An 18287-nucleotide genomic window follows, 5' to 3' on the forward strand; every position below is an offset into this window, starting at 1 on the left:
ATCCGAGTTCGCGCCCGCGCTGCGCCGCTCTTTCGCCCATGTCACGCGAAAACCGCCCGCCCCGTTGTTAGGGCGAGCGGTTTTGCGCCTTCTGCGGCGGCTTTCTATTGTGATGCGCCACTAGGCAACATCCCTTTTTTCTCCAGGTCATCGGCTATCAGCTTCTCAATGTACGAAGCAACAGATCGCCTATCCGCCTTTGCGGCGGCATCGATTGCTTCTTTCATCTTCGGTTCGATTCTGATGCCGATGGCAGCGGTCTTAGCCATCGGGTCTCCTCTACATGGTAGTGCCGGTCGGTGGGCGGCGTTTGCATGATACTAACATTTTTCGCGAAACGCTAGTTGACGGCTTGTTTGCGTTATGAAATACATATACTAACAAATGCAAACACACCGGAGCGACCCATGCCGAAGCAGAACACAGTTATCGAAGTCCTAACGGCGAGAGCCGACGCCTTCATGGATATGGAAGACGACCTCAATGTCGCCTTCCGCCAGTCGCGGCTCGCCATGATCACCTTGGAACACGCCCTGGGCGAGGTTCGTGCGCTTCATGGGACTGCAAAGCGCCTCGGCGACGCATGCATGGAATACCACCTTCGGCAGATCACCCGCAGCCTCTCCGCGGTGTTCGACGCGGTCATGGAAGCGGACGCCGCATCCGGCCGTCTGGAGCACCGCTATTATCTGGGAGAAGCGGCATGAACTGGCGCGACCTATACCCCGAAGGCTCGACCGTCTTCATCGGCCGTGAAGGCTATGTCGTCAGCCACAATGAGCACGCGCTCGGCCTGGATCTTTTCGACAAGGATGACCAACTCGTCATGACAATCGCGCCGGAATTCGTTCCGAAGATTGTGGACGGTATCAGGTATCCGGAGGTGACGGAATGACCTGGCGAGACTTGCGCTTCTTCCTGTCATGCTACTTCGTCGGCTTTGTCGTGGTGCATCTGGCCCTGATGCTCGCCTCCTGATCCCACGGCCCGCTGGCGCAACTGGATAGCGCACCGGCTTTCTATCCTGGAGGATCCCGGTTCGAGTCCGGGGCGGGCCACCATTTCGTCGCGAGGGGTCGCGACCTTGCCGGCTGGCGCTGTATAGCCGCCGCCGGCCTTTTATTCCAACACCAGAAGGCCAGCGGGGCATATCCGCCGCACCACCCGGATAACAACGCCTAGACATGCGTTGCCCGCTGGCCGTTTTTAATGCCCATTGCGGCCGATCGCCCAAGCCGCTCGCTTCATACCACGGGGCGGGCGGTTATTTCTTCTGCCTTATGCCCGTCGGCACATATTGCGGCGGCGGCCAGGAGCGGAATTCAACGCCGGTTTCGGTGAAGTTGATCCCGGCGGATGCCAATTCATTCATGATGACGAAAAGCGAAGCCTCGTGCGGTTCCCGCTTGTCACCCTCCAGGTCGGCAATGGTCGACCTGCTGACGCACGCGCCGTCAGCAAGGTATCCTTGTGACCATCCCAACAAGGCGCGCGCAGCACGCACCTGAGCGGCGAGAAGCGAGCGGTCAGACATACGGACTCATTTCCGACATTTTGCTTGACTTTTTTGTAAAAATCCTACAAAATGACGGATACTAGACATTCATCAGGGTGTCTAGCCCTACCACAATGAAGAGGAGAGAACATGAACAACCTGTCTATCAAGCTAGACGGCCACAACAACATCAACCCTGCAACGCTCATGGCGGAAATTGACGCTTTCTACAACGCTCTTCCAGAGGAAACGAAGCGAGAAATTGCCATTGAAGGCTTGGAAACCCGGATAACGGAAGCCCTGTTGCGCGACCTGCGGAACAAGGTAGCAGAGCCTGTCGGCGACATGACTGAAGAGGACAGGAAAAAGCACTTCTCCATTATCAGCAACATGGCCCTCAGTTTGAACACCAGTCGAGACGTCTGCTTTTCATCGGACCTCTAATGCGCCCCGTCCCCGCCAATGACAATTCCCCCCTGCGGCTTCTCACGAAGTCGCAGGCAGCCGCCTATTGCGGCATCAGTACCCAGACCTTCGGTTCCGTCTGCCCGGTGCGCGCAATCGCACTGGGCGTTGGCGTTCGCATGGAGCGCTATGACATCCGCGCAATTGATGCTTGGATTGACCAACTGGCCGGCGCGGGCGAGTCGCTGCGCACTGCTGACCAACTCTTGGATGCGTTATGACAGGCACCGTTGTCCGCATTAAAGGACTCAAGCGTTACTTCGAGCCGAAGAGCGGGAAGTGGTACGCCTACCACCGAAAGTCTGGGCGCCGAATTTCGGCTGAGTTCGGCACGCCTGAATTCTTCGCGGAGTTCAACGCAATAGAGGCAGAGACCAAGGGCAAGGAGGCAAAGCCAGGAACCCTTGCCGCCTTGATAGAGTCCTACCGGCGGTCAACGGGCTTTCAGGTTTTGAAGATCCGCACCAAGTCGGACTATCAGAAAGTGCTTGAATATCTCAAGCCTCTCGGCCCGTCGCCCCTGTCAGAACTGACGCAAGGATGGGTCGCCCGCCTGCGGGACAAGACCTATGACAAGAAGAAGCGGAAGTTCACCAACTACACGCTGACCGTCCTAAGCATCCTCTTTGAGCACGCGATTGAGCAGGAGCTTATGTCCGTCAATCCGGTGGCGAAGGTGAAGCGCGTGCGCAAGCCGACCGATGCGCCAGAAGCAAACCGCCCGTGGATGGATGCTGAGCGCGAGGCGGTCACGGCCGTCCTGCCGCCACACATGCGGTTGCCCATCATGCTCATGATGTACTGCGGCCTAGACCCGCAGGACGCGCTCACGCTGCCCCGCACGGCGGTTTCTGGCGGCAAGCTGGACACGCGCCGCGGCAAGACCGGCGTGCCTGTTTGGGTGCCCCTGCCGAAGCCTGTCATTGAAGCCGTCGCGGCGGAGCCGCAGCATTCCGCCATCACCCTTTGCGCCAACAGCTACGGCAAGCCGTGGACCTACAATGGCTTCTCCACCAACTGGGCGAAGATCAAGACAAAGCTAGAGGAGGCGGGCGCGGTTCAACCGGGCCTTACCCTCAAGGGGCTCCGGCATACCGTGGCAACCATCCTGCGGGAGATGGGCAAGGACTACAGCGCCATTGCCGAAATGCTCGGCCAGAAGACCGAAGCCATGGCCAAGCACTATGCGCGCCGGGCCGACATGTCCAAGAAGATGGCCGAGACCATTGGCGACTTTGACGCCGAAGTGAACAGAAGGAAAACAGGAAACGTCTAGAACGGCAGAAAATCCTGTCTAGACGCGACAAGGAGGCATCCAAATCAATGAGCTAAAATTTGAGCAAAACCAAGCCATTAGGAGTGGTGCCCGGAGGCGGATTTGAACCACCGACACGCGGATTTTCAATCCGCTGCTCTACCAACTGAGCTATCCGGGCATCCGGCTTGGATTTCCTTGGAAATCCGTGGGGCGTTTGGTTCCGCCCCGGAAGCGAGCGGGGTTATAGCATCTTGCAAAAATGTGTCCAGCCCTATCGGCGGTTTTTTGCGGGAAAAATGGTGGGCTTTTCAAGTTGTGGAAAAGATTGCGTTTTCGGCATGTGACGGCGCGGTCACATATCGTCTTCGTTGGCCTTTGCCTCGTCGTCGGCGACGGGAATGGCGTAGGAGCCGGAGAGCCAGCGGTTGAGATCGACGTCGCGGCAGCGGTTCGAGCAGAAGGGATAGTGTTCGCGGGCCGAGGGGCGCTTGCAGATCGGGCAGGGCACGGCCTTGCGCAGCGGGGCCACGGTGGCGGAGGGCTTTTCGGTCTCGTCCGCCATGTCAGGCGTCCGCCCAGCCGTCATGTACGTCGAAGCCTTCGCCGGAAAGAAGGGCGAGGGTTTCGTAGAGGGGCAGACCCACCACATTGGTGTAGGAGCCGACCAGCTTGACGACGAAGCTGCCGGCAATACCCTGGATGGCGTAGCCGCCCGCCTTGCCGCGCCATTGGCCGGAGGCGAGGTAATGCTCGATGTCGGTGGTCGACAGGCGCTTGAAGCGCACCTTCGTGTCGATGACCTTCTGGCGCACCGTGCGGCCCGGCGTGATGAGGCAGACGCCGGTGAAGACGCGGTGGCTGCGGCCGGAGAGCAGATGCAGGGCACTCGACGCCTCGTCGATCATCTCCGTCTTCGGCAGGATGCGCCGGCCGACGGAAACGACGGTATCGGCGGCAAGGATGTAGCTGCCGGCAAAGGCGGGGTCGCCCTTGATGGCGGCGAGCGCCGCCTGCGCCTTGCCGGTCGACAGGCGCCGCGCGAGCGAGCGGGGATGCTCGGAACGCTTCGGCGTCTCGTCGATATCCATCGGCATCAGGCGCGCGGGCTCGATGCCGGCCTGCGCGAGCAGTTCGACGCGGCGCGGCGAGCCGGAGGCGAGGATGAGCTTGTCGGTCTGCGCCATGGGGGCTCCGGAAAAGTCCGGGACGCGCCGTCGTGCATGCCGCCGTTGAAGGGGCGGGGCGAGGGCGCGGTTCCTGGGCTTACTTGAAACGGTAGGTGATACGGCCCTTGGTCAGGTCGTAGGGGGTCATCTCGACCAGAACCTTGTCGCCGGCCAGAACGCGGATGCGGTTCTTGCGCATGCGGCCCGCGGTGTGGGCGATGATCTCGTGCTCGTTTTCGAGCTTGACGCGGAAGGTTGCGTTCGGGAGCAGTTCCGTCACGACGCCGGGGAATTCGAGGACTTCTTCTTTTGCCATCTTGTGATGATATTCCTGTAGGGTGGATGAGGGCGAGCCGGATGCCCGCCTCGAAAAATTTGCCGGAAACTACACAATCGCCAAGGCTTTGTGAACACCGAAGCGCCGGCTTTCTGCATTTGCCGTTTTTCAGGCCGTTTCCGGCTCAGCCGGAACCCTTCAGCCGCTTCTCGATCAGCTGCTTCAGGTGCTCGCGCACCTCGCGGTAGGAATGCATGATCTGGTCGCGCGTGCCGGTGGCGGCGGCCGGGTCCGGCGTCGGCCAGTACATGACGTCGACGGCCATGGAGCGGGTGAGTTCGAGCGCTGCGTGATGCGCTTCCGGCGCGAGCGTGACGATGAGGTCGAAATAATCGTCCTCCAGCTCGTCCAGCGAATGGGGGGCGTGGCGGCCGAGCGAAAGGCCGACTTCGCCGAGCACGGCATCGACGAAGGGATCGCGCTCGCCGGGGCGGATGCCGGCGGAGGCGACATAGGTGCCGGCGGGAAGCAGGCTGCGGGCCAGCGTTTCGGCCATCGGCGAGCGCACGGCATTCATGCGGCACATGAAAAGAACCGAACGGGGCGTTCGCGACCGGGCTTTTTCGGGTGCCGGGGAAACGCCCTCCATCCGCTCACCCGCGCCAGTAGAGAACGCAGACCAGCGTGAACAGCCGCCGGGCGGTGTCGAAATCGAACTTGATCTTGCCCGAGAGCCTGTCCATCAGCGTCTGCGAGCCTTCGTTGTGGATGCCGCGCCGGCCCATGTCGATCGCCTCGATCTGGCTGGGCGTGGAAGAGCGGATCGCCTGATAGTAGCTTTCGCAGATCAGGAAATAATCCTTCACGATACGGCGGAAGGGCGTCAGCGAGAGGATGTGGGTGGCCACATCCTCGCCGCCTTCCGTGCGGATGGCGAAGACCAGTTTGGAATCGAGCAGCGAGATGTTCAGGCGATAGGGGCCGCCGGGGTGGCCGATCGGCTCGAAGGTGTTTTCCTCGATGAGATCGAAGATGGCAACCGCGCGCTCATGCTCCACGTCCGGCGTGGCCCGGCCGATCGTATCGTCCAGCACCACATCGCAGAGACGGAAGTTGCCCTTCGTGCCCATGCCTCACGTCTCCATGTTGAGCCGGATGGCGACGGAACGGGCGTGGGCGCCGAGCCCCTCGGCTTCGGCGAGCGTCACGGCGGCGGGGCCGAGGGCGCGAAGCTGGTCGGGACCAAGGCGCAGGATCGACGTGCGCTTCATGTAGTCGAGCACCGAAAGGCCGGAGGAGAAGCGGGCGGAACGGGCGGTCGGCAGGACGTGGTTCGAGCCGCCGACATAGTCGCCGATGACCTCGGGTGTGTGACGGCCGACGAAAATGGCGCCGGCATTGCGGATTTCCGGCAGCAGCGCGTCGGGATCGGCGGTGGCGATTTCCAGATGCTCGGCCGCGATGCGGTTTGCCAGCGGCACGGCCTTCTTCAGGTCCGGCACGAGGATGGTCGCGCCGAAATCGCGCCAGCTTGCAGCGGCCGTTTCCGAGCGTGCCAGCGTCTTGAGCTGGCGCTCGACGGCGGCCTCGACGGCATCGGCAAGGGCAGGGCTGTCGGTGACGAGGATCGACTGGGCGCCGACATCGTGCTCGGCCTGGGCAAGCAGGTCCGCGGCGAGCCAGTCCGGATCGTTGTCGCTGTCTGCGATGATGAGGACTTCGGAGGGGCCGGCGATCATGTCGATGCCGACCGTGCCGAAGACCTGGCGCTTGGCGGCGGCGACGAAGGCATTGCCCGGGCCGGTGATCTTGGCGACGGGCGCGATGGTTTCCGTGCCATAGGCGAGCGCGGCGACGGCCTGCGCGCCGCCGATGCGGTAGATCTCGTCGACGCCGGCGATGCGCGCGGCGGCGAGCACGGCCGGATTGATCTCGCCTTCCTTGGCCGGTACGACCATGACGAGGCGCGGCACGCCGGCGACCTTGGCCGGCACGGCGTTCATCAGGACCGAACTGGGATAGCTCGCGGTGCCGCCCGGAACATAGAGGCCGACGGCATCGATGGCCGTCCAGCGCGAGCCGAGGCCGACGCCGATAGCGTCCTCGTAGATGTCGTCCTTCGGCTTCTGGCGGGCGTGGTGTTTCTCGATGCGCTGGGCGGCAAGCTCGAGCGCGGCGATGATCTTCGGATCGACGGCGTCATAGGCCGCGTCGATTTCCTCCAGCGACACGCGCATGGGGGTGGTGGCGAAATCGAGGCCGTCGAACTTCTTCGTATAGTCGGCGAGCGCCTTGTCACCGCGGGCGCGCACATCGTCGATAATGGCGCGCACGATGGCGTTGACGTCCTCGGAGACCTCGCGCTTGGTGGTCAGGAAGGCGGCGAAACGGGTTTCGAAATCGCCGCTCTGGTAGTCAAGTCTGATCGCCAAGTCACAAGTTCCTGTCGTCTCCCGGCAAAAGGCCGGACCAATACCCTCAAACCGCCGGATGGCGGGGCTTCAAGCTGGTTTCCCATGCTCCGCCGGTATCTGCAAGCTGAACTTCGACGCATTCCACATCGAGGGCGACGGAAGCATTGCCGGAGAGCACGAGTTCGACGGTTCCCTCGGGGCCTTCGTCCTTCTGGGCGAAGTTCACGGCGAGCAGGGAAAAGACGCTTTCCTTGTCCTTGCGGTCGATGCCGAGCGAGCGCACGGCGCTGACGCGCTTGAAGGCGACGACGGCGCGGCGGCGCTCGAAGTTTTTGCCACGCGCGCCCGCCTTTTCCCAGACGAAGCGGTTGACGGCGAGCGAAAAGACCTGGTGACGGGCGTCATAGGCAAGGCCGTCGGTCTTGAAGACCGCGTCCTGCAGGTGGGCCGAGACGACGGAGAGGTCTTCCGCGTCGAGGGCGAGCAGTTTCAGGCTGTCCATTATGCGTCCTTCCCGCGAATGCGGCATCTCGAAATGTCCATCACGAGATAGGACGGCGCGCGGCGGACTGCAACTCCGCCGCGCGCAGAAGGTTAGTCGCTGACGCGCTCGACGACCGCGCCGCAGCGCGTGAGCTTTTCTTCCAGCCGCTCGAAGCCGCGGTCGAGATGGTAGACGCGCGAGACCGTCGTTTCGCCTTCGGCGGCAAGGCCGGCGATGACGAGCGAGACGGAGGCGCGCAGATCCGTCGCCATGACGGGCGCGCCGCGCAGCCGCTCGACACCCTCGATCTTGGCCGTCTGGCCGGAGAGCGAGATCTTCGCGCCGAGGCGGGCCAGTTCCTGCACATGCATGAAGCGGTTTTCGAAGATCGTCTCGGTAATGTGCGAAATGCCGTTCGACTTGGTCATCAGGCCCATGAACTGCGCCTGGAGGTCCGTCGGGAAGCCCGGGAAGGGATCGGTCACGACATCGACCGGCTTGATGCCGCCGCCGTTGCGCACGACGCGGATGCCACTTTCCGTCGAGGTGATCTCAGCGCCGGAACGGCGGATCGCTTCCAGCGCCGTGTCGAGCAGGGCCGCATCCGTGCCCTCGAGCACGACGTCGCCGCCCGTCATGGCAACGGCCATGGCATAGGTGCCGGTTTCGATGCGGTCAGGCAGCACGCGATGGCGCGCGCCGGAAAGCTGGTCGACGCCCTCGATGGTGACGGTGGATGTGCCGGCGCCGGAAATCTTCGCGCCCATGGCGTTGAGGCACTTGGCAAGGTCCTGCACTTCCGGCTCGCGGGCGGCATTGCCGATCACGGTCGTGCCGCGGGCAAGCGTCGCCGCCATCATCATGACATGCGTCGCGCCGACCGAAACCTTGGGGAAGGTGTAGCGCGCGCCGATCAGGCCGCCCTCGGGCGCTGTTGCCTCGACATAGCCGCCGTCGATCTCGATCTTCGCGCCGAGCGCGGCCAGCGCCTCGATGAAGAGGTCGACCGGGCGCGTGCCGATGGCGCAGCCGCCGGGCAGCGAGACGCGGGCCTTGCCTTCACGGGCGAGCAGCGGGCCGATGACCCAGAAGCTGGCGCGCATCTTGGAGACCAGCTCGTAAGGCGCGGTCGTGTCGACGATGTTGCGCGAGGTGAAATGCACGGTGCGCGAATAGCCTTCGCCCTGGCGCTCGCGGCGGCCGTTGACGGAGATGTCGGCGCCGTGGTTGCCGAGGATGCGGATGAGCTGTTCGACGTCGGCAAGATGCGGCACGTTTTCCAGCGTCAGCGTGTCGTCGGTGAGGAGCGAGGCGATCATCAGCGGCAATGCGGCATTCTTGGCGCCGGAGATCGGGATGATGCCCCGAAGCTCATTGCCGCCTACAATCCTGATACGATCCATGTGTGACTACGGGCCGGGCCCGCCTTTCCTGAGAAGAATATCGGCTTTCGGAGATGGCGGCTTCTTAGAGCATCGCGATCGAAAAATGAAGACCGTGCCGGCCGCATGGTTATTTGCGCCCGGTTCCGGAAACCGTCCCCCGTAGCCTTCATGGTGAAGACGCTTCCGACTAACCGTCCGATTCGTCTTTTTTTGCGGCAGGAAGCCCCACCGTCTCGTCCGCATCGCCCGCGCGCCGCGCACGCGCCTGCTGCTTGCGCCGTTGCAGGTTGTCCCGCAGCGTCTTCGCCAGCCGCTCGGCCCGAAGCTCCGCTTCCGTCCTGATCTTCCGGCTTTCCGTCTCGTCCTTGCCGCTCATGCCCTTCTCATAATCAAATCCGCGCCCCGAAAAAAGCGCCGCCCGCATGAGATTTGTTGCGATAATCGCAAATTGGCCGCTTGCGCTGCCCGATCACCTGTGGCAATAGGCCCTCGCTCACGCGGAACAGCCCTGTTTCGCCGGATGCTGCTATAGCTCAGGGGTAGAGCACTCCCTTGGTAAGGGAGAGGCCGAGAGTTCAAATCTCTCTAGCAGCACCATTCTTTTCCCAAGAATTCCTATTTATCAGATACTTGCTAGCGAAAGCCCGGTTCCAATCCACCTCTGTGCGCTTGCTACAATCTCCTCGCCGTTCCGCGGTCTATGCCGATCGTGGATCGCAGGCTTGCCGTCCCAACTCCTAGCGCATGGATTGCTGTATGCGGCCGGCACAATACGGCGATAAGAATGGCAGTCAAAAGTCAAACGTAAGGAGATGACCAGTTGCGGAAGATCATCGTCATTACCTGCGCCCTCATCGCCGGCCTGACCCTGACGAACTGCGCCGGTCGCCAGTGCAGCGACTGGCCGGGGACGTGCATAATCCAGTGATGGGCGGGCGCGCTGGCTCAAGCGTCAGGTCGCGACCTTTCCAGTCTCTCCGGCACCCGTAGCCGCCTTCTTGCGCGTCATTCCCGGTGGCTCTCCGACGATGCGCTTGAAGGCGCGGGCGAAGGCGGCCTGGGAGCCGAAGCCGAGACGGCGGGCGGCGGTGTCGATGGCGAGCTTGTCGCGGCGGAACCATTGTTCGGCGAGGCGCATGCGCAGGGCGAGCACGTAGCGCTGCGGGGTGACGCCCGTTACCTCAACGAAGCGCTTGGCGAAGACGGAGCGGGAGCTGCCCATTTCGCGCGCCATGTCGGCAAGTGTCCAGTTGCGGCCGGGCTCGCGGTGGAGGGCGGCGATGACGCGGCCGAGGCGCGGGTCGCGCAGGGCCTCGAGCCAGCCCGTGGCGTCGCCGCAGCCGCATTCCACCCAGCCGCGCACGATGGAGGCGGCGATGACATCGGCAAGGCGGGCGAGGATGCCGGCGGAGCCGACGCGTTCTTCCGCCATTTCCCGCTCCATCGCGTCGAGCAGCGGCATCAACTCCGGCTGGCGGCCGATCAGCGCGCCGACGGACATGACCTGCGGCATGAGGCCGACCAGCGGGTGCAGCGTGTCGAGTTCGAATTCCATGCGGCCGGTGAAGATGAGCGCGTCCTTTTCGCGGTTCGTCTCCTTGACGCAGGCTTCCACAGCAGCGACATCGGCGCAGAGCGGCTTTCGCGTGTAGCTCTCGTAGTCGCGGATCGTGACATGCGCGGCGGTGACGATTTCGTGCATCTCGCCGCGCGGCAGGAGCACGGCATCGCCGCAGCCGAGTTCCCGCTGCGCCTGCCCCGGTGCGCGCAGCAGGACCTTGCCGCGGGCGATGAAGTGGAAGCGGGCTTCGGGCCCCGCCGGAAAGCGGATGCCGAAGGGCGGGGTGAGCTGGAGTCGGCCGTAGCTGGCGCCGCGCAGGCGCATGCCCATCAGCAGCTCGCTGACGGGGTCATGCGCATTTTTTGCAAGGTCGGACGATCGATCAAACATTGCGGATAAAATGGCATTGTGCGTCTTGCGTTTCAACCCACTTCTGGAGCACGCACTGCAACAGGAAAGGGATGACAGATGACGGATGCAACAATCGTGGCGGCGGAGAGCGAAGCGGATGCGCGCCCCGCCTGGGGGGCGGTCCTCGCAATGACGCTCGGCGTGTTCGGGCTGGTGGGGGCGGAATTCCTGCCGGCAAGCCTGCTGACGCCGATGGCGGCGGACCTGCGCATTTCCGAAGGCATGGCGGGGCAGGCGGTGACGGCCACGGCTGCCGTCGCGCTGGTGACGAGCCTTCTCATTACCGTGGTGACGCGCAAGCTCGACCGGCGGCTCGTGCTGGTCGGGCTTTCGGTCCTGCTGATCTTCTCGAACCTGCTGGTGGCGATGGCATCGAACCTTCCCATGCTGCTCGTCGGCCGCGTGCTGCTCGGCATGGCGCTGGGCGGCTTCTGGACGCTGTCGGCGGCGACCATGATGCGGCTGGTGCCGGAGGCGGTGGTGCCGAAGGCCCTGTCGGTGATGTTCCTCGGCGTGTCGGCGGCCACGGTCTTCGCCGCGCCCGTCGGCAGCTATGTCGGCGATATCGTCGGCTGGCGGAATGTCTTCCTCGGGGCGGCCGTGCTCGGTGCGATCGCGCTCGTGGTGCAGCTTGCGACGCTGCCCTCGCTGCCGCCGCGCGGGCATTCGCGCTTCGGCACGCTGGTCGAGGTGCTGGCGCGGCCGGGCGTGGGCTTTGCCATGTTCGCGATCCTGCTCGTCTTCACCGGCCATTTCGCCTTCTTCACCTATATCAGGCCGTTCCTTGAAACGGTGACGGGTGTCGGCGTCGAGGGTGTTTCGGTCGTGCTGCTCGGCTTCGGCATCGCCACCTTCTTCGGCAACTATCTCGGTGCGGTGCTGCTCGAGCGGTCCATGCGCTTCACACTGTCGATCATGCCGGTCGTCATGGGCGTACTGGCGCTCTTGCTCTCGAGCTTCGGCGGCAGCCTTGCCACCGATGCGGCCATGGTTGCGCTCTGGGGCCTTGCCTTCGGTGCCGTGCCGGTCGCCTGGACGACCTGGATCACCCGCGCCGTGCCGGACGAGGCGGAAAGCGCCGGCGGCCTCTTCGTTGCCGCGATCAACTTCGCCATCGCGACGGGCGCGGCGGCAGGGGGTGCGATCTTCGACGCCAGCGGCGTGACGAGTGTCTTCGTCGTGAGCGGCGTCGTGTTGTTCCTGGCAGCGCTCACCATCGTCTCGGCTGTGCGCACCCGTCCGGCATGACGACAGGCGGCGGCTCCGAGGGGGCCGCCGTCCCTTCTCGCTGGCGCGAAAACCCGTTATTGCGGAGGTGTCGCGTCATCGGGGATCGCTCATGGATTTCATGCGCCTGCTACAGTCGCTGGAGGAACTGCTCTACGAGCTGGCATCCTGGCTCGTCTTCTATCCGGTGACGCTCTGGCGCACGCTCACCCGCCCGCGCGAGATGATGCGCTACGCCGACAGCGAGCTCGGCGATACGCTCGAAAAGCGCTACACGGATACGCTGAGCCCGCCACTCTTCCTGCTGCTCACGCTTCTTTTCGCGCATGGGCTGGAGCTCGCGCTGATCGCGCACCGGGATGACGACCTGCTGCCCGCCATCATGCGGGACGATGCGAACCTGCTCATCTTCCGCGCTTTCCTCTTCAGCATCTTTCCGCTGCTCATGGCGGTGCGGCTCTTGAGACGGGCCGGTCTGCCGCTGGATCGCGAGACGCTGAAGGCGCCGTTCTACAGCCAGTGTTATGTCGCCGCGCCCTTTGCCTTCGGCCTCAGTGCCGGCATGAACCTCATGCGGGCGGGGCGGCACGAGATGATGGTGGCGGGAGGTGCGGTCGCCCTGCTTTCGCTGCTCTGGTATGTCGTGGTGGAGGTCCGCTGGTTCCAGCATGATCTTGGGGTAAGGCGGTCCATGGCGATCTGGCTGGTGGTGCGCACGGTGCTGGAGGCGGTGGTGCTGGTCGTTCTGGCGAGCGTGGCTCTCTCCTTCGGGCTGGCAAGCGGTCCGCGCTGATTACGCTGTTGCCCTCCGGTCGTTTCGGTCTAGAACTCACGGTAGAGGATTCCGGAGGAACGACGCGTGGTGATGACGGCGGGCGATTTTTCGCGAGGGACTTTTGTCGGCAGGATCTGGCGGCCGGATGTGCAGGGTCCGGCGGTCGTCGTTCTGCGGGACGGCAAGCTTTGCGACATCACCTCCCGGGACATCCCGACCATGCGCGATCTTCTGGAAAAGGACGATCCGGCAGCGGTGGCCCGCGCGGCATCTTGCGAATCGCTGACGACGCTCGATGCGGTGCTGGAGGCCTCCGTCGAAGGCACCGGCAATTTTTCCCGGCTGCACCTGCTTGCGCCCTGCGACCTGCAGGCGGTGAAGGCCTGCGGCGTCACCTTCGCCCGCTCGATGATCGAACGGGTGATCGAGGAGAAAGCGGCGGGCGATCCGACGCGCGCGGAGAAGGTGCGCGGGCGCGTCACCGCCATCATCGGCGATAGCCTGCGCGACCTGAAAGCCGGATCGGAGGCGGCGGCGAAGGTCAAGGCGGCGCTGATTGAGGAGGGTATCTGGTCGCAGTATCTCGAAGTCGGCATCGGGCCGGATGCGGAGGTCTTCACGAAGGCGCCGGTGCTTGCCGCTGTCGGCTGGGGGGCATCGGTCGGGCTGCATCCGATCTCCAAATGGAACAATCCGGAGCCGGAAATCGTGCTCGCGGTCGACAGCGCCGGGCGCGTCAAGGGCGCGACGCTCGGCAATGACGTGAACCTGCGAGACGTGGAGGGCCGCTCGGCGCTGCTGCTCGGCAAGGCGAAGGACAACAACGCCTCCGCCGCCATCGGCCCCTTCATCCGCCTTTTCGACGAGACCTATTCCATCGACGATGTACGCAGGGCCGACCTCGATTTGCGGATCGAAGGCGAGGACGGGTTCGTGCTCAAGGGACGCAGCACGATGCGCGAGATCAGCCGCGATCCGCTCGACCTCGTCGCCCAGACCATCGGCCGGCATCATCAATACCCCGATGGCTTCATGCTGTTCATGGGCACGCTGTTCGCGCCCGTCGAGGATCGCGATGCGTCGGGGCAAGGCTTTACCCACAAGACGGGCGACAGGGTGACCATCTCGAATGCGGAACTGGGCGCGCTCGTCAACACGGTGCGCCTCTCCACTGAATGCCCGCCCTGGACCTTCGGCATGGCCGCGCTGATGCGCAATCTCTCCTCCCGTGGGCTTCTCTGACATGGGGGAAGGTGTGCTGGACGAGACGAGCCGCAAGATCCTGCGGCTCCTGCAAACGGAACCGGACCTGACGGTCGCGGAGATCGGCGAACGCGTTGGTCTCAGCCATACGCCGTGTTGGCGGCGCATCAAGGAGATGGAGCGGCTCGGCATCATCCGTGGCCGCATCGTCGCCATCGACCCGAAGCTCGTCGGCTTCGAGGTCTCGGTCTTCTGCTTCGTGCGGCTGAAGCAGCATGACGAGGAGACATTGCTGGAGTTCGAACGGGCGGTGAAGAACATGCCCGAGGTCGTGCAGTGTTATTCCATGACTGGCGATCATGACTATGTGCTGCGTGTGCTGACCAGCAGCGTGCGCCAGTACGAGGAGATATTGAAGAAGGCGCTGCTGAAGCTGCCGGGCGTCGGCTTCGTCAATTCCAGCTTCGCGCTCGACGAATTGAAGAACACGCATCGCGTGCCGCTTTGAGCGCAATAGGATGCCATTGCGCAAGGAGGCGTCCTTTGCGGATGCCATCCTCAAGATGTGAATTTCATCGGCGAAAATAGGGACGCGCTCCTCCCAATCTCTGCGTAAGCTCCTACATCAGGAGGATGGCTTTCGTGGAGGAGGGCCATCGAGGAGGAAGTCATGCTGAAGCAGAGCTTTTCTCTCGAGGACAAGTATACGGCGGAGGAGGGAAGGATCTTCCTTTCCGGCATCCAGGCGCTCGTGCGCCTGCCGATCGTTCAGATGCGGCGCGACCATGCCGCGGGGCTGAACACCGCCGCATTCATCTCGGGTTATCGCGGATCGCCGCTCGGCGGCTACGACCAGCAGCTCGCCAAGGCCGGCAAGCATCTGGCGGCGAACGGCATCGTGTTCCGGCCGGGCGTCAACGAGGACCTGGCGGCGACCGCCGTCTGGGGCACCCAGCAACTGCACCTGTCACCGGGCGCGCGTTACGACGGCGTCGCCGGCTACTGGTACGGCAAGGGGCCGGGCGTCGACCGCTGCGGCGACGTGCTGAAGCACGCCAACGCCGCCGGCACCTCGAAACATGGCGGCGTGCTCTGTCTGGCCGGTGACGACCATTCGGCCAAGTCGTCCTCCATTCCGCACCAGTCCGACCATGCTTTCATGTCGGCGCTGATCCCGGTGCTCTATCCCTCGTCCATCCATGAATTCGTCGAATACGGCCTGCTCGGCACGGCCATGTCGCGCTAATCCGGCTGCTGGGTGGGCATGAAGTTCATCGCCGACACGGTGGAGACGACGGCCTCCGTCGACCTTGCGGGCGAGCGCCGCCAGTTCGTCATCCCGGAGAATTTCGAACTGCCGCCGGGCGGCCTCAATCTGCGCTGGCCCGATCCGCCGCTGCCGCAGGACGAGCGGCTTCAGACCTACAAGGGCTATGCCGCCATCGCCTTTGCCCGCGCCAACCGGGTGGACGAGGTGACCCATGACGCGCTCCGCGCCCGCTTCGGCATCATCGCCTCGGGCAAGGCCTATGAGGATGTGCTGCAGGCGCTGAAGGAACTGTCGCTCGGGCCGGCCGAAATGGCCGAGATCGGCATGCGGGTTTACAAGGTCCGCATGCCCTGGCCGCTGGAGCCGGAGGGCGTGCGCGAATTCTCGCAAGGGCTGGAGGAGGTTCTGGTCGTCGAGGAGCGGCGCGAGATCATCGAGAACCAGATCAAGCAGCAGCTCTTCAACTGGCATCCGGGCGAGCGGCCGCGCATCATCGGCAAGTTCGACCATCAGGACCATCCGTTCCTGCCGCTCTCGCAGGCGCTGACGGTCGGCATGGTGGCGCGGGCCATCGCCTCGCGGCTCCTGCATTTCGAGTTCGATGCCGGCTTGAAGAAGGTGATTTCCGACGAGCTCGCCTATCTTCTGGAGCGGGAGAAAATCCGCAAGACGCATACCGCGCCGGTCGAGCGCGTGCCCTATTTCTGCTCGGGCTGTCCGCACAACACATCCACCAAGGTGCCGGAAGGCAGCCGCGCAGCGGCGGGCATCGGCTGTCACTACATGGTGCAGTGGATGGACCGCGACACGACGACCTTCACCCATATGGGGGCCGAGGGCGTGCCATGGTCGGGCATCGCGCCCTTCACCGACGAAAAGCACATGTTCGTCAATCTCGGCGACGGCACCTACTACCATTCCGGCATTCTGGCGGTGCGCCAGTCCGTCGCCGCCGGCGTCAACATCACCTACAAGCTGCTCTACAACGACGCCGTGGCGATGACCGGCGGGCAGGCCGTCGACGGGCCGATCAGCCCCGAGGCGGTGACGCGCCAGCTTTACGACGAAGGCGTCGAGCCGATCTATCTCGTCTCCGATCACCCGGAAGCCTATTCGCCCTCCACGCTCGCCCCCGGCGTCATCGTGCGCCACCGTGACGAGATGGACCGGGTGATGCGCGATATCCGTGAAGCGCCCGGCTGCTCGGCCATCGTCTATGTGCAGACCTGCGCGGCGGAAAAGCGCCGCCGCCGCTCGCGCGGCCTTCTGGAGAATCCGCCGGTCCGGCTGATGATCAATCCGGCGGTCTGCGAGGGCTGCGGCGACTGTTCCACCCAGTCGAACTGCGTTTCCGTCGAGCCGCTGGACACGGCCTTCGGTCGCAAGCGCAAGATCAACCAGTCGACCTGCAACAAGGACTATTCCTGCCTCAAGGGCTTCTGCCCGTCCTTCGTGACGGTGGAAGGCGGGCGGCTGCGCAAGGCGGCACGCTCCAACCCGGATATGTCGGGCGTTCCTGACCCCGATATCGTTCGGATCGGCGACCGTTCCTACAATATCGCCATCGCCGGCATCGGCGGCACGGGCATCCTCACGATCAGCGCCATCCTCGGCATGGCCGCCCATCTCGACGGCAAGTCGCCGATGATCCTCGATATGGCCGGCCTTGCGCAGAAGGGCGGGGCCGTGATGAGCCACCTGCGCATCGGCCTGCACGATCAGGACGTCTCCTCGCCGCGCATCATCACCGGCGGCGCGGACCTGCTGATCGCCGCCGACGACGTGGTTGCCGCTTCCAAGGATGCGGCGACGCTGTGCGACCCGCACCGCACGACGGGCGTGGTCAACACCAAGCTGACGCCGGTCGCCGATTTCGTGCGCAAGCGCGACTTCGATTTTCGCCGCAGCGACGTCGAGGGCACGGTGCGCGCCGCACTGCGCGAGGCCTCGTATCTTCTCGACTTCACGACGGTCGCGGAAAAGGTCGCCGGCAATGCCATGGCGACGAACATTCTGATGACGGGTTATGCCTGGCAGAAGGGGTTGATCCCGCTCACCCGCCAGTCGATCGAGCAGGCGATCGCGCTCAACGGCGTTGCCGTCGATGCCACGCTCTCGGCCTTCGGCTGGGGCCGGCTGATCGCCGCCGATCTGGCCCGCGCCGAACGCCTGCTGCATCCCGGCAAGCCGGTGCCGACGCTGGAGACCATGGCGACGGAAGAGCTGATCGCCCACCGCATGAAGCACCTGACGGCCTATCAGAACGCTGCACTGGCGAACCGCTACAAGGCGCTGGTGGACCGGGTGCAGGCGGCGGAAAGGGCGCTGGGGCCGGACGACCGGCTGACGCGCACCGTCGCCCATGTCCATGCGCAGCTCCTTGCCTACAAGGACGAATACGAGGTGGCGCGGCTCTTCTCCGATCCAGCTTTCAAAGCCGGGCTGGCCGAGCAGTTCGAGGGCAAATACAGCATCGCCTTCAACCTCGCGCCGCCCTTCCTCAAGGGTGAGGATGCCAACGGCCGGCCGCGCAAGCGCCGCTTCGGCCGGTGGATGCTACCGGCCTTCGGCCTTCTCGCCAGCCTCAAGGGTCTGCGCGGCACCGCCTTCAACCCGTTCGGCCGCACGGCCGAGCGTCGCATGGAGCGCCGGTTGATCGCTGACTACGAGGCGCTGGTGGATCATGTGCTGCAAAACCTTCGCCACGAGAACCTCGACGCCGCCGTTGCGCTTCTTTCGCTTTACGGCGAGATTCGCGGCTACGGTCCCGTCAAGGAGGAGGCGGCCAAACGGGTGGCGGCGCGCGAGGCCGGCATGCGCAAGGCTTTCGAGACGGCAGGACAGGAAAAGGCGGTCGCTTGAGAACCGCGAGGGGAGGACGGACATGTATGACGCG

21 protein-coding genes, 3 tRNA genes and 1 pseudogene are annotated in these 18287 nt (G+C 64.1%); 12 read left to right on the plus strand and 13 right to left on the minus strand.

The window, feature by feature from the left end; translation table 11 throughout:
* Window positions 1-104 precede the first annotated feature (104 nt).
* Window positions 105-269, minus strand: coding sequence for a hypothetical protein (locus K8M09_RS01335; RefSeq protein ID WP_170299580.1), 165 nt, complete (start codon window positions 267-269; stop codon window positions 105-107).
* 138 nt (window positions 270-407) lie between these two features.
* Between K8M09_RS01335 and K8M09_RS01340 the strand changes: the two genes are divergently transcribed.
* From K8M09_RS01340 to K8M09_RS01350, 3 genes are all read left to right on the plus strand, one after another.
* A complete protein-coding gene (locus K8M09_RS01340) occupies window positions 408-707 on the plus strand; it encodes a hypothetical protein (RefSeq protein ID WP_160787623.1) in 300 nt (99 codons plus the stop codon).
* Window positions 704-895, plus strand: coding sequence for a hypothetical protein (locus K8M09_RS01345; RefSeq protein ID WP_160787622.1), 192 nt, complete (start codon window positions 704-706; stop codon window positions 893-895). The genes K8M09_RS01340 and K8M09_RS01345 overlap by 4 nt, the downstream gene beginning before the upstream one ends.
* 89 nt (window positions 896-984) lie before the next feature.
* Window positions 985-1061: transfer RNA gene (locus K8M09_RS01350), tRNA-Arg, on the plus strand.
* A 203-nt stretch (window positions 1062-1264) separates the two neighbouring features.
* On the opposite strand, the gene K8M09_RS01355 is transcribed toward K8M09_RS01350, so the two are convergent.
* Window positions 1265-1534: a helix-turn-helix domain-containing protein gene (locus K8M09_RS01355; protein ID WP_160787621.1), complete on the minus strand. Its 270-nt coding sequence runs from the start codon at window positions 1532-1534 to the stop codon at window positions 1265-1267.
* A 111-nt stretch (window positions 1535-1645) separates the two neighbouring features.
* Between K8M09_RS01355 and K8M09_RS01360 the strand changes: the two genes are divergently transcribed.
* The 3 genes from K8M09_RS01360 to K8M09_RS01370 are packed head-to-tail and all read left to right on the plus strand — an operon-like array spanning window position 1646 to window position 3236.
* Window positions 1646-1939 (plus strand): hypothetical protein, encoded by a 294-nt coding sequence (locus K8M09_RS01360; protein WP_160787620.1) that lies wholly within the window; start codon window positions 1646-1648, stop codon window positions 1937-1939.
* Window positions 1939-2181 carry a helix-turn-helix transcriptional regulator gene (locus tag K8M09_RS01365; protein WP_160787619.1) on the plus strand — a complete coding sequence of 81 codons (243 nt, stop codon included), beginning with the start codon at window positions 1939-1941 and terminating at the stop codon, window positions 2179-2181. Before K8M09_RS01360 ends, K8M09_RS01365 begins: the two co-directional genes overlap by 1 nt.
* Window positions 2178-3236 (plus strand): tyrosine-type recombinase/integrase, encoded by a 1059-nt coding sequence (locus K8M09_RS01370; RefSeq protein WP_160787618.1) that lies wholly within the window; start codon window positions 2178-2180, stop codon window positions 3234-3236. Before K8M09_RS01365 ends, K8M09_RS01370 begins: the two co-directional genes overlap by 4 nt.
* A gap of 84 nt (window positions 3237-3320) precedes the next feature.
* On the opposite strand, the gene K8M09_RS01375 is transcribed toward K8M09_RS01370, so the two are convergent.
* The 10 genes from K8M09_RS01375 to K8M09_RS01420 all read right to left on the minus strand — a co-directional run bounded on the left by K8M09_RS01375 (window position 3321) and on the right by K8M09_RS01420 (window position 9320).
* Window positions 3321-3396 (minus strand) — tRNA-Phe (locus K8M09_RS01375).
* A gap of 174 nt (window positions 3397-3570) precedes the next feature.
* Window positions 3571-3780 (minus strand): DNA gyrase inhibitor YacG, encoded by a 210-nt coding sequence (yacG, locus tag K8M09_RS01380; protein WP_160787617.1) that lies wholly within the window; start codon window positions 3778-3780, stop codon window positions 3571-3573.
* A 1-nt stretch (window position 3781) separates the two neighbouring features.
* Window positions 3782-4402, minus strand: coding sequence for a Maf-like protein (locus K8M09_RS01385; RefSeq protein ID WP_160787616.1), 621 nt, complete (start codon window positions 4400-4402; stop codon window positions 3782-3784).
* Window positions 4403-4481: 79 nt separating this feature from the next.
* Window positions 4482-4700: a translation initiation factor IF-1 gene (gene infA / locus K8M09_RS01390; RefSeq protein ID WP_004435948.1), complete on the minus strand. Its 219-nt coding sequence runs from the start codon at window positions 4698-4700 to the stop codon at window positions 4482-4484.
* 145 nt (window positions 4701-4845) lie between these two features.
* The gene (locus K8M09_RS01395; protein WP_160787615.1) at window positions 4846-5310 is read right to left on the minus strand and encodes an arsenate-mycothiol transferase ArsC; all 465 of its coding nucleotides are present in this window, start codon (window positions 5308-5310) and stop codon (window positions 4846-4848) included.
* Between the two features lie 4 nt (window positions 5311-5314).
* A complete protein-coding gene (locus K8M09_RS01400; RefSeq protein WP_160787614.1) occupies window positions 5315-5791 on the minus strand; it encodes a UPF0262 family protein in 477 nt (158 codons plus the stop codon).
* 3 nt (window positions 5792-5794) lie between these two features.
* Window positions 5795-7093, minus strand: coding sequence for a histidinol dehydrogenase (gene hisD / locus K8M09_RS01405; RefSeq protein WP_160787613.1), 1299 nt, complete (start codon window positions 7091-7093; stop codon window positions 5795-5797).
* 46 nt (window positions 7094-7139) lie between these two features.
* Window positions 7140-7577: a DUF2948 family protein gene (locus tag K8M09_RS01410; RefSeq protein WP_160787612.1), complete on the minus strand. Its 438-nt coding sequence runs from the start codon at window positions 7575-7577 to the stop codon at window positions 7140-7142.
* Window positions 7578-7669: 92 nt separating this feature from the next.
* Window positions 7670-8962, minus strand: a complete 1293-nt coding sequence (murA, locus tag K8M09_RS01415; RefSeq protein WP_160787611.1) for a UDP-N-acetylglucosamine 1-carboxyvinyltransferase — start codon at window positions 8960-8962, stop codon at window positions 7670-7672.
* A 169-nt stretch (window positions 8963-9131) separates the two neighbouring features.
* Complete coding sequence (locus K8M09_RS01420) at window positions 9132-9320, minus strand: hypothetical protein (protein WP_160787610.1); 189 nt, start codon at window positions 9318-9320, stop codon at window positions 9132-9134.
* A gap of 146 nt (window positions 9321-9466) precedes the next feature.
* On the opposite strand from K8M09_RS01420, the gene K8M09_RS01425 reads away from it, so the two are divergent.
* Window positions 9467-9541 (plus strand) — tRNA-Thr (locus K8M09_RS01425).
* A 355-nt stretch (window positions 9542-9896) separates the two neighbouring features.
* Here the strand turns inward: K8M09_RS01425 and K8M09_RS01430 are convergent.
* A complete protein-coding gene (locus K8M09_RS01430) occupies window positions 9897-10835 on the minus strand; it encodes an AraC family transcriptional regulator (RefSeq protein WP_229342083.1) in 939 nt (312 codons plus the stop codon).
* A 138-nt stretch (window positions 10836-10973) separates the two neighbouring features.
* Between K8M09_RS01430 and K8M09_RS01435 the strand changes: the two genes are divergently transcribed.
* The 5 genes and pseudogenes from K8M09_RS01435 (at window position 10974) to K8M09_RS01455 (ending at window position 18253) form a co-directional block, all read left to right on the plus strand.
* A complete protein-coding gene (locus tag K8M09_RS01435) occupies window positions 10974-12164 on the plus strand; it encodes an MFS transporter (RefSeq protein ID WP_160787608.1) in 1191 nt (396 codons plus the stop codon).
* A 91-nt stretch (window positions 12165-12255) separates the two neighbouring features.
* Window positions 12256-12936, plus strand: coding sequence for a permease (locus K8M09_RS01440; protein WP_160787607.1), 681 nt, complete (start codon window positions 12256-12258; stop codon window positions 12934-12936).
* Window positions 12937-13008: 72 nt separating this feature from the next.
* Window positions 13009-14160, plus strand: a complete 1152-nt coding sequence (locus K8M09_RS01445) for a fumarylacetoacetate hydrolase family protein (RefSeq protein ID WP_170299583.1) — start codon at window positions 13009-13011, stop codon at window positions 14158-14160.
* Window position 14161: 1 nt separating this feature from the next.
* Window positions 14162-14629 (plus strand): Lrp/AsnC family transcriptional regulator, encoded by a 468-nt coding sequence (locus K8M09_RS01450; RefSeq protein WP_160787606.1) that lies wholly within the window; start codon window positions 14162-14164, stop codon window positions 14627-14629.
* 162 nt (window positions 14630-14791) lie between these two features.
* Window positions 14792-18253: pseudogene (locus K8M09_RS01455) on the plus strand (indolepyruvate ferredoxin oxidoreductase family protein).
* The last annotated feature ends 34 nt before the right edge of the window (window positions 18254-18287 follow it).

Origin of the sequence: Shinella zoogloeoides (assembly GCF_020883495.1) — a bacterium.
Classification (GTDB): domain Bacteria; phylum Pseudomonadota; class Alphaproteobacteria; order Rhizobiales; family Rhizobiaceae; genus Shinella; species Shinella zoogloeoides.

Excerpts from the sequence above, each read along its gene's own strand:
- K8M09_RS01335 (WP_170299580.1), bottom strand. The coding sequence starts at position 269 with ATGGCTAAGACCGCTGCCATCGGCATCAGAATCGAACCGAAGATGAAA.
- K8M09_RS01340 (WP_160787623.1), top strand. The coding sequence starts at position 408 with ATGCCGAAGCAGAACACAGTTATCGAAGTCCTAACGGCGAGAGCCGAC.
- K8M09_RS01345 (WP_160787622.1), top strand. The coding sequence starts at position 704 with ATGAACTGGCGCGACCTATACCCCGAAGGCTCGACCGTCTTCATCGGC.
- K8M09_RS01355 (WP_160787621.1), bottom strand. The coding sequence starts at position 1,534 with ATGTCTGACCGCTCGCTTCTCGCCGCTCAGGTGCGTGCTGCGCGCGCC.
- K8M09_RS01360 (WP_160787620.1), top strand. The coding sequence starts at position 1,646 with ATGAACAACCTGTCTATCAAGCTAGACGGCCACAACAACATCAACCCT.
- K8M09_RS01365 (WP_160787619.1), top strand. The coding sequence starts at position 1,939 with ATGCGCCCCGTCCCCGCCAATGACAATTCCCCCCTGCGGCTTCTCACG.
- K8M09_RS01370 (WP_160787618.1), top strand. The coding sequence starts at position 2,178 with ATGACAGGCACCGTTGTCCGCATTAAAGGACTCAAGCGTTACTTCGAG.
- yacG (WP_160787617.1), bottom strand. The coding sequence starts at position 3,780 with ATGGCGGACGAGACCGAAAAGCCCTCCGCCACCGTGGCCCCGCTGCGC.
- K8M09_RS01385 (WP_160787616.1), bottom strand. The coding sequence starts at position 4,402 with ATGGCGCAGACCGACAAGCTCATCCTCGCCTCCGGCTCGCCGCGCCGC.
- infA (WP_004435948.1), bottom strand. The coding sequence starts at position 4,700 with ATGGCAAAAGAAGAAGTCCTCGAATTCCCCGGCGTCGTGACGGAACTG.
- K8M09_RS01395 (WP_160787615.1), bottom strand. The coding sequence starts at position 5,310 with ATGGAGGGCGTTTCCCCGGCACCCGAAAAAGCCCGGTCGCGAACGCCC.
- K8M09_RS01400 (WP_160787614.1), bottom strand. The coding sequence starts at position 5,791 with ATGGGCACGAAGGGCAACTTCCGTCTCTGCGATGTGGTGCTGGACGAT.
- K8M09_RS01410 (WP_160787612.1), bottom strand. The coding sequence starts at position 7,577 with ATGGACAGCCTGAAACTGCTCGCCCTCGACGCGGAAGACCTCTCCGTC.
- murA (WP_160787611.1), bottom strand. The coding sequence starts at position 8,962 with ATGGATCGTATCAGGATTGTAGGCGGCAATGAGCTTCGGGGCATCATC.
- K8M09_RS01420 (WP_160787610.1), bottom strand. The coding sequence starts at position 9,320 with ATGAGCGGCAAGGACGAGACGGAAAGCCGGAAGATCAGGACGGAAGCG.
- K8M09_RS01430 (WP_229342083.1), bottom strand. The coding sequence starts at position 10,835 with ATGGGCATGCGCCTGCGCGGCGCCAGCTACGGCCGACTCCAGCTCACC.
- K8M09_RS01435 (WP_160787608.1), top strand. The coding sequence starts at position 10,974 with ATGACGGATGCAACAATCGTGGCGGCGGAGAGCGAAGCGGATGCGCGC.
- K8M09_RS01440 (WP_160787607.1), top strand. The coding sequence starts at position 12,256 with ATGGATTTCATGCGCCTGCTACAGTCGCTGGAGGAACTGCTCTACGAG.
- K8M09_RS01445 (WP_170299583.1), top strand. The coding sequence starts at position 13,009 with ATGACGGCGGGCGATTTTTCGCGAGGGACTTTTGTCGGCAGGATCTGG.
- K8M09_RS01450 (WP_160787606.1), top strand. The coding sequence starts at position 14,162 with ATGGGGGAAGGTGTGCTGGACGAGACGAGCCGCAAGATCCTGCGGCTC.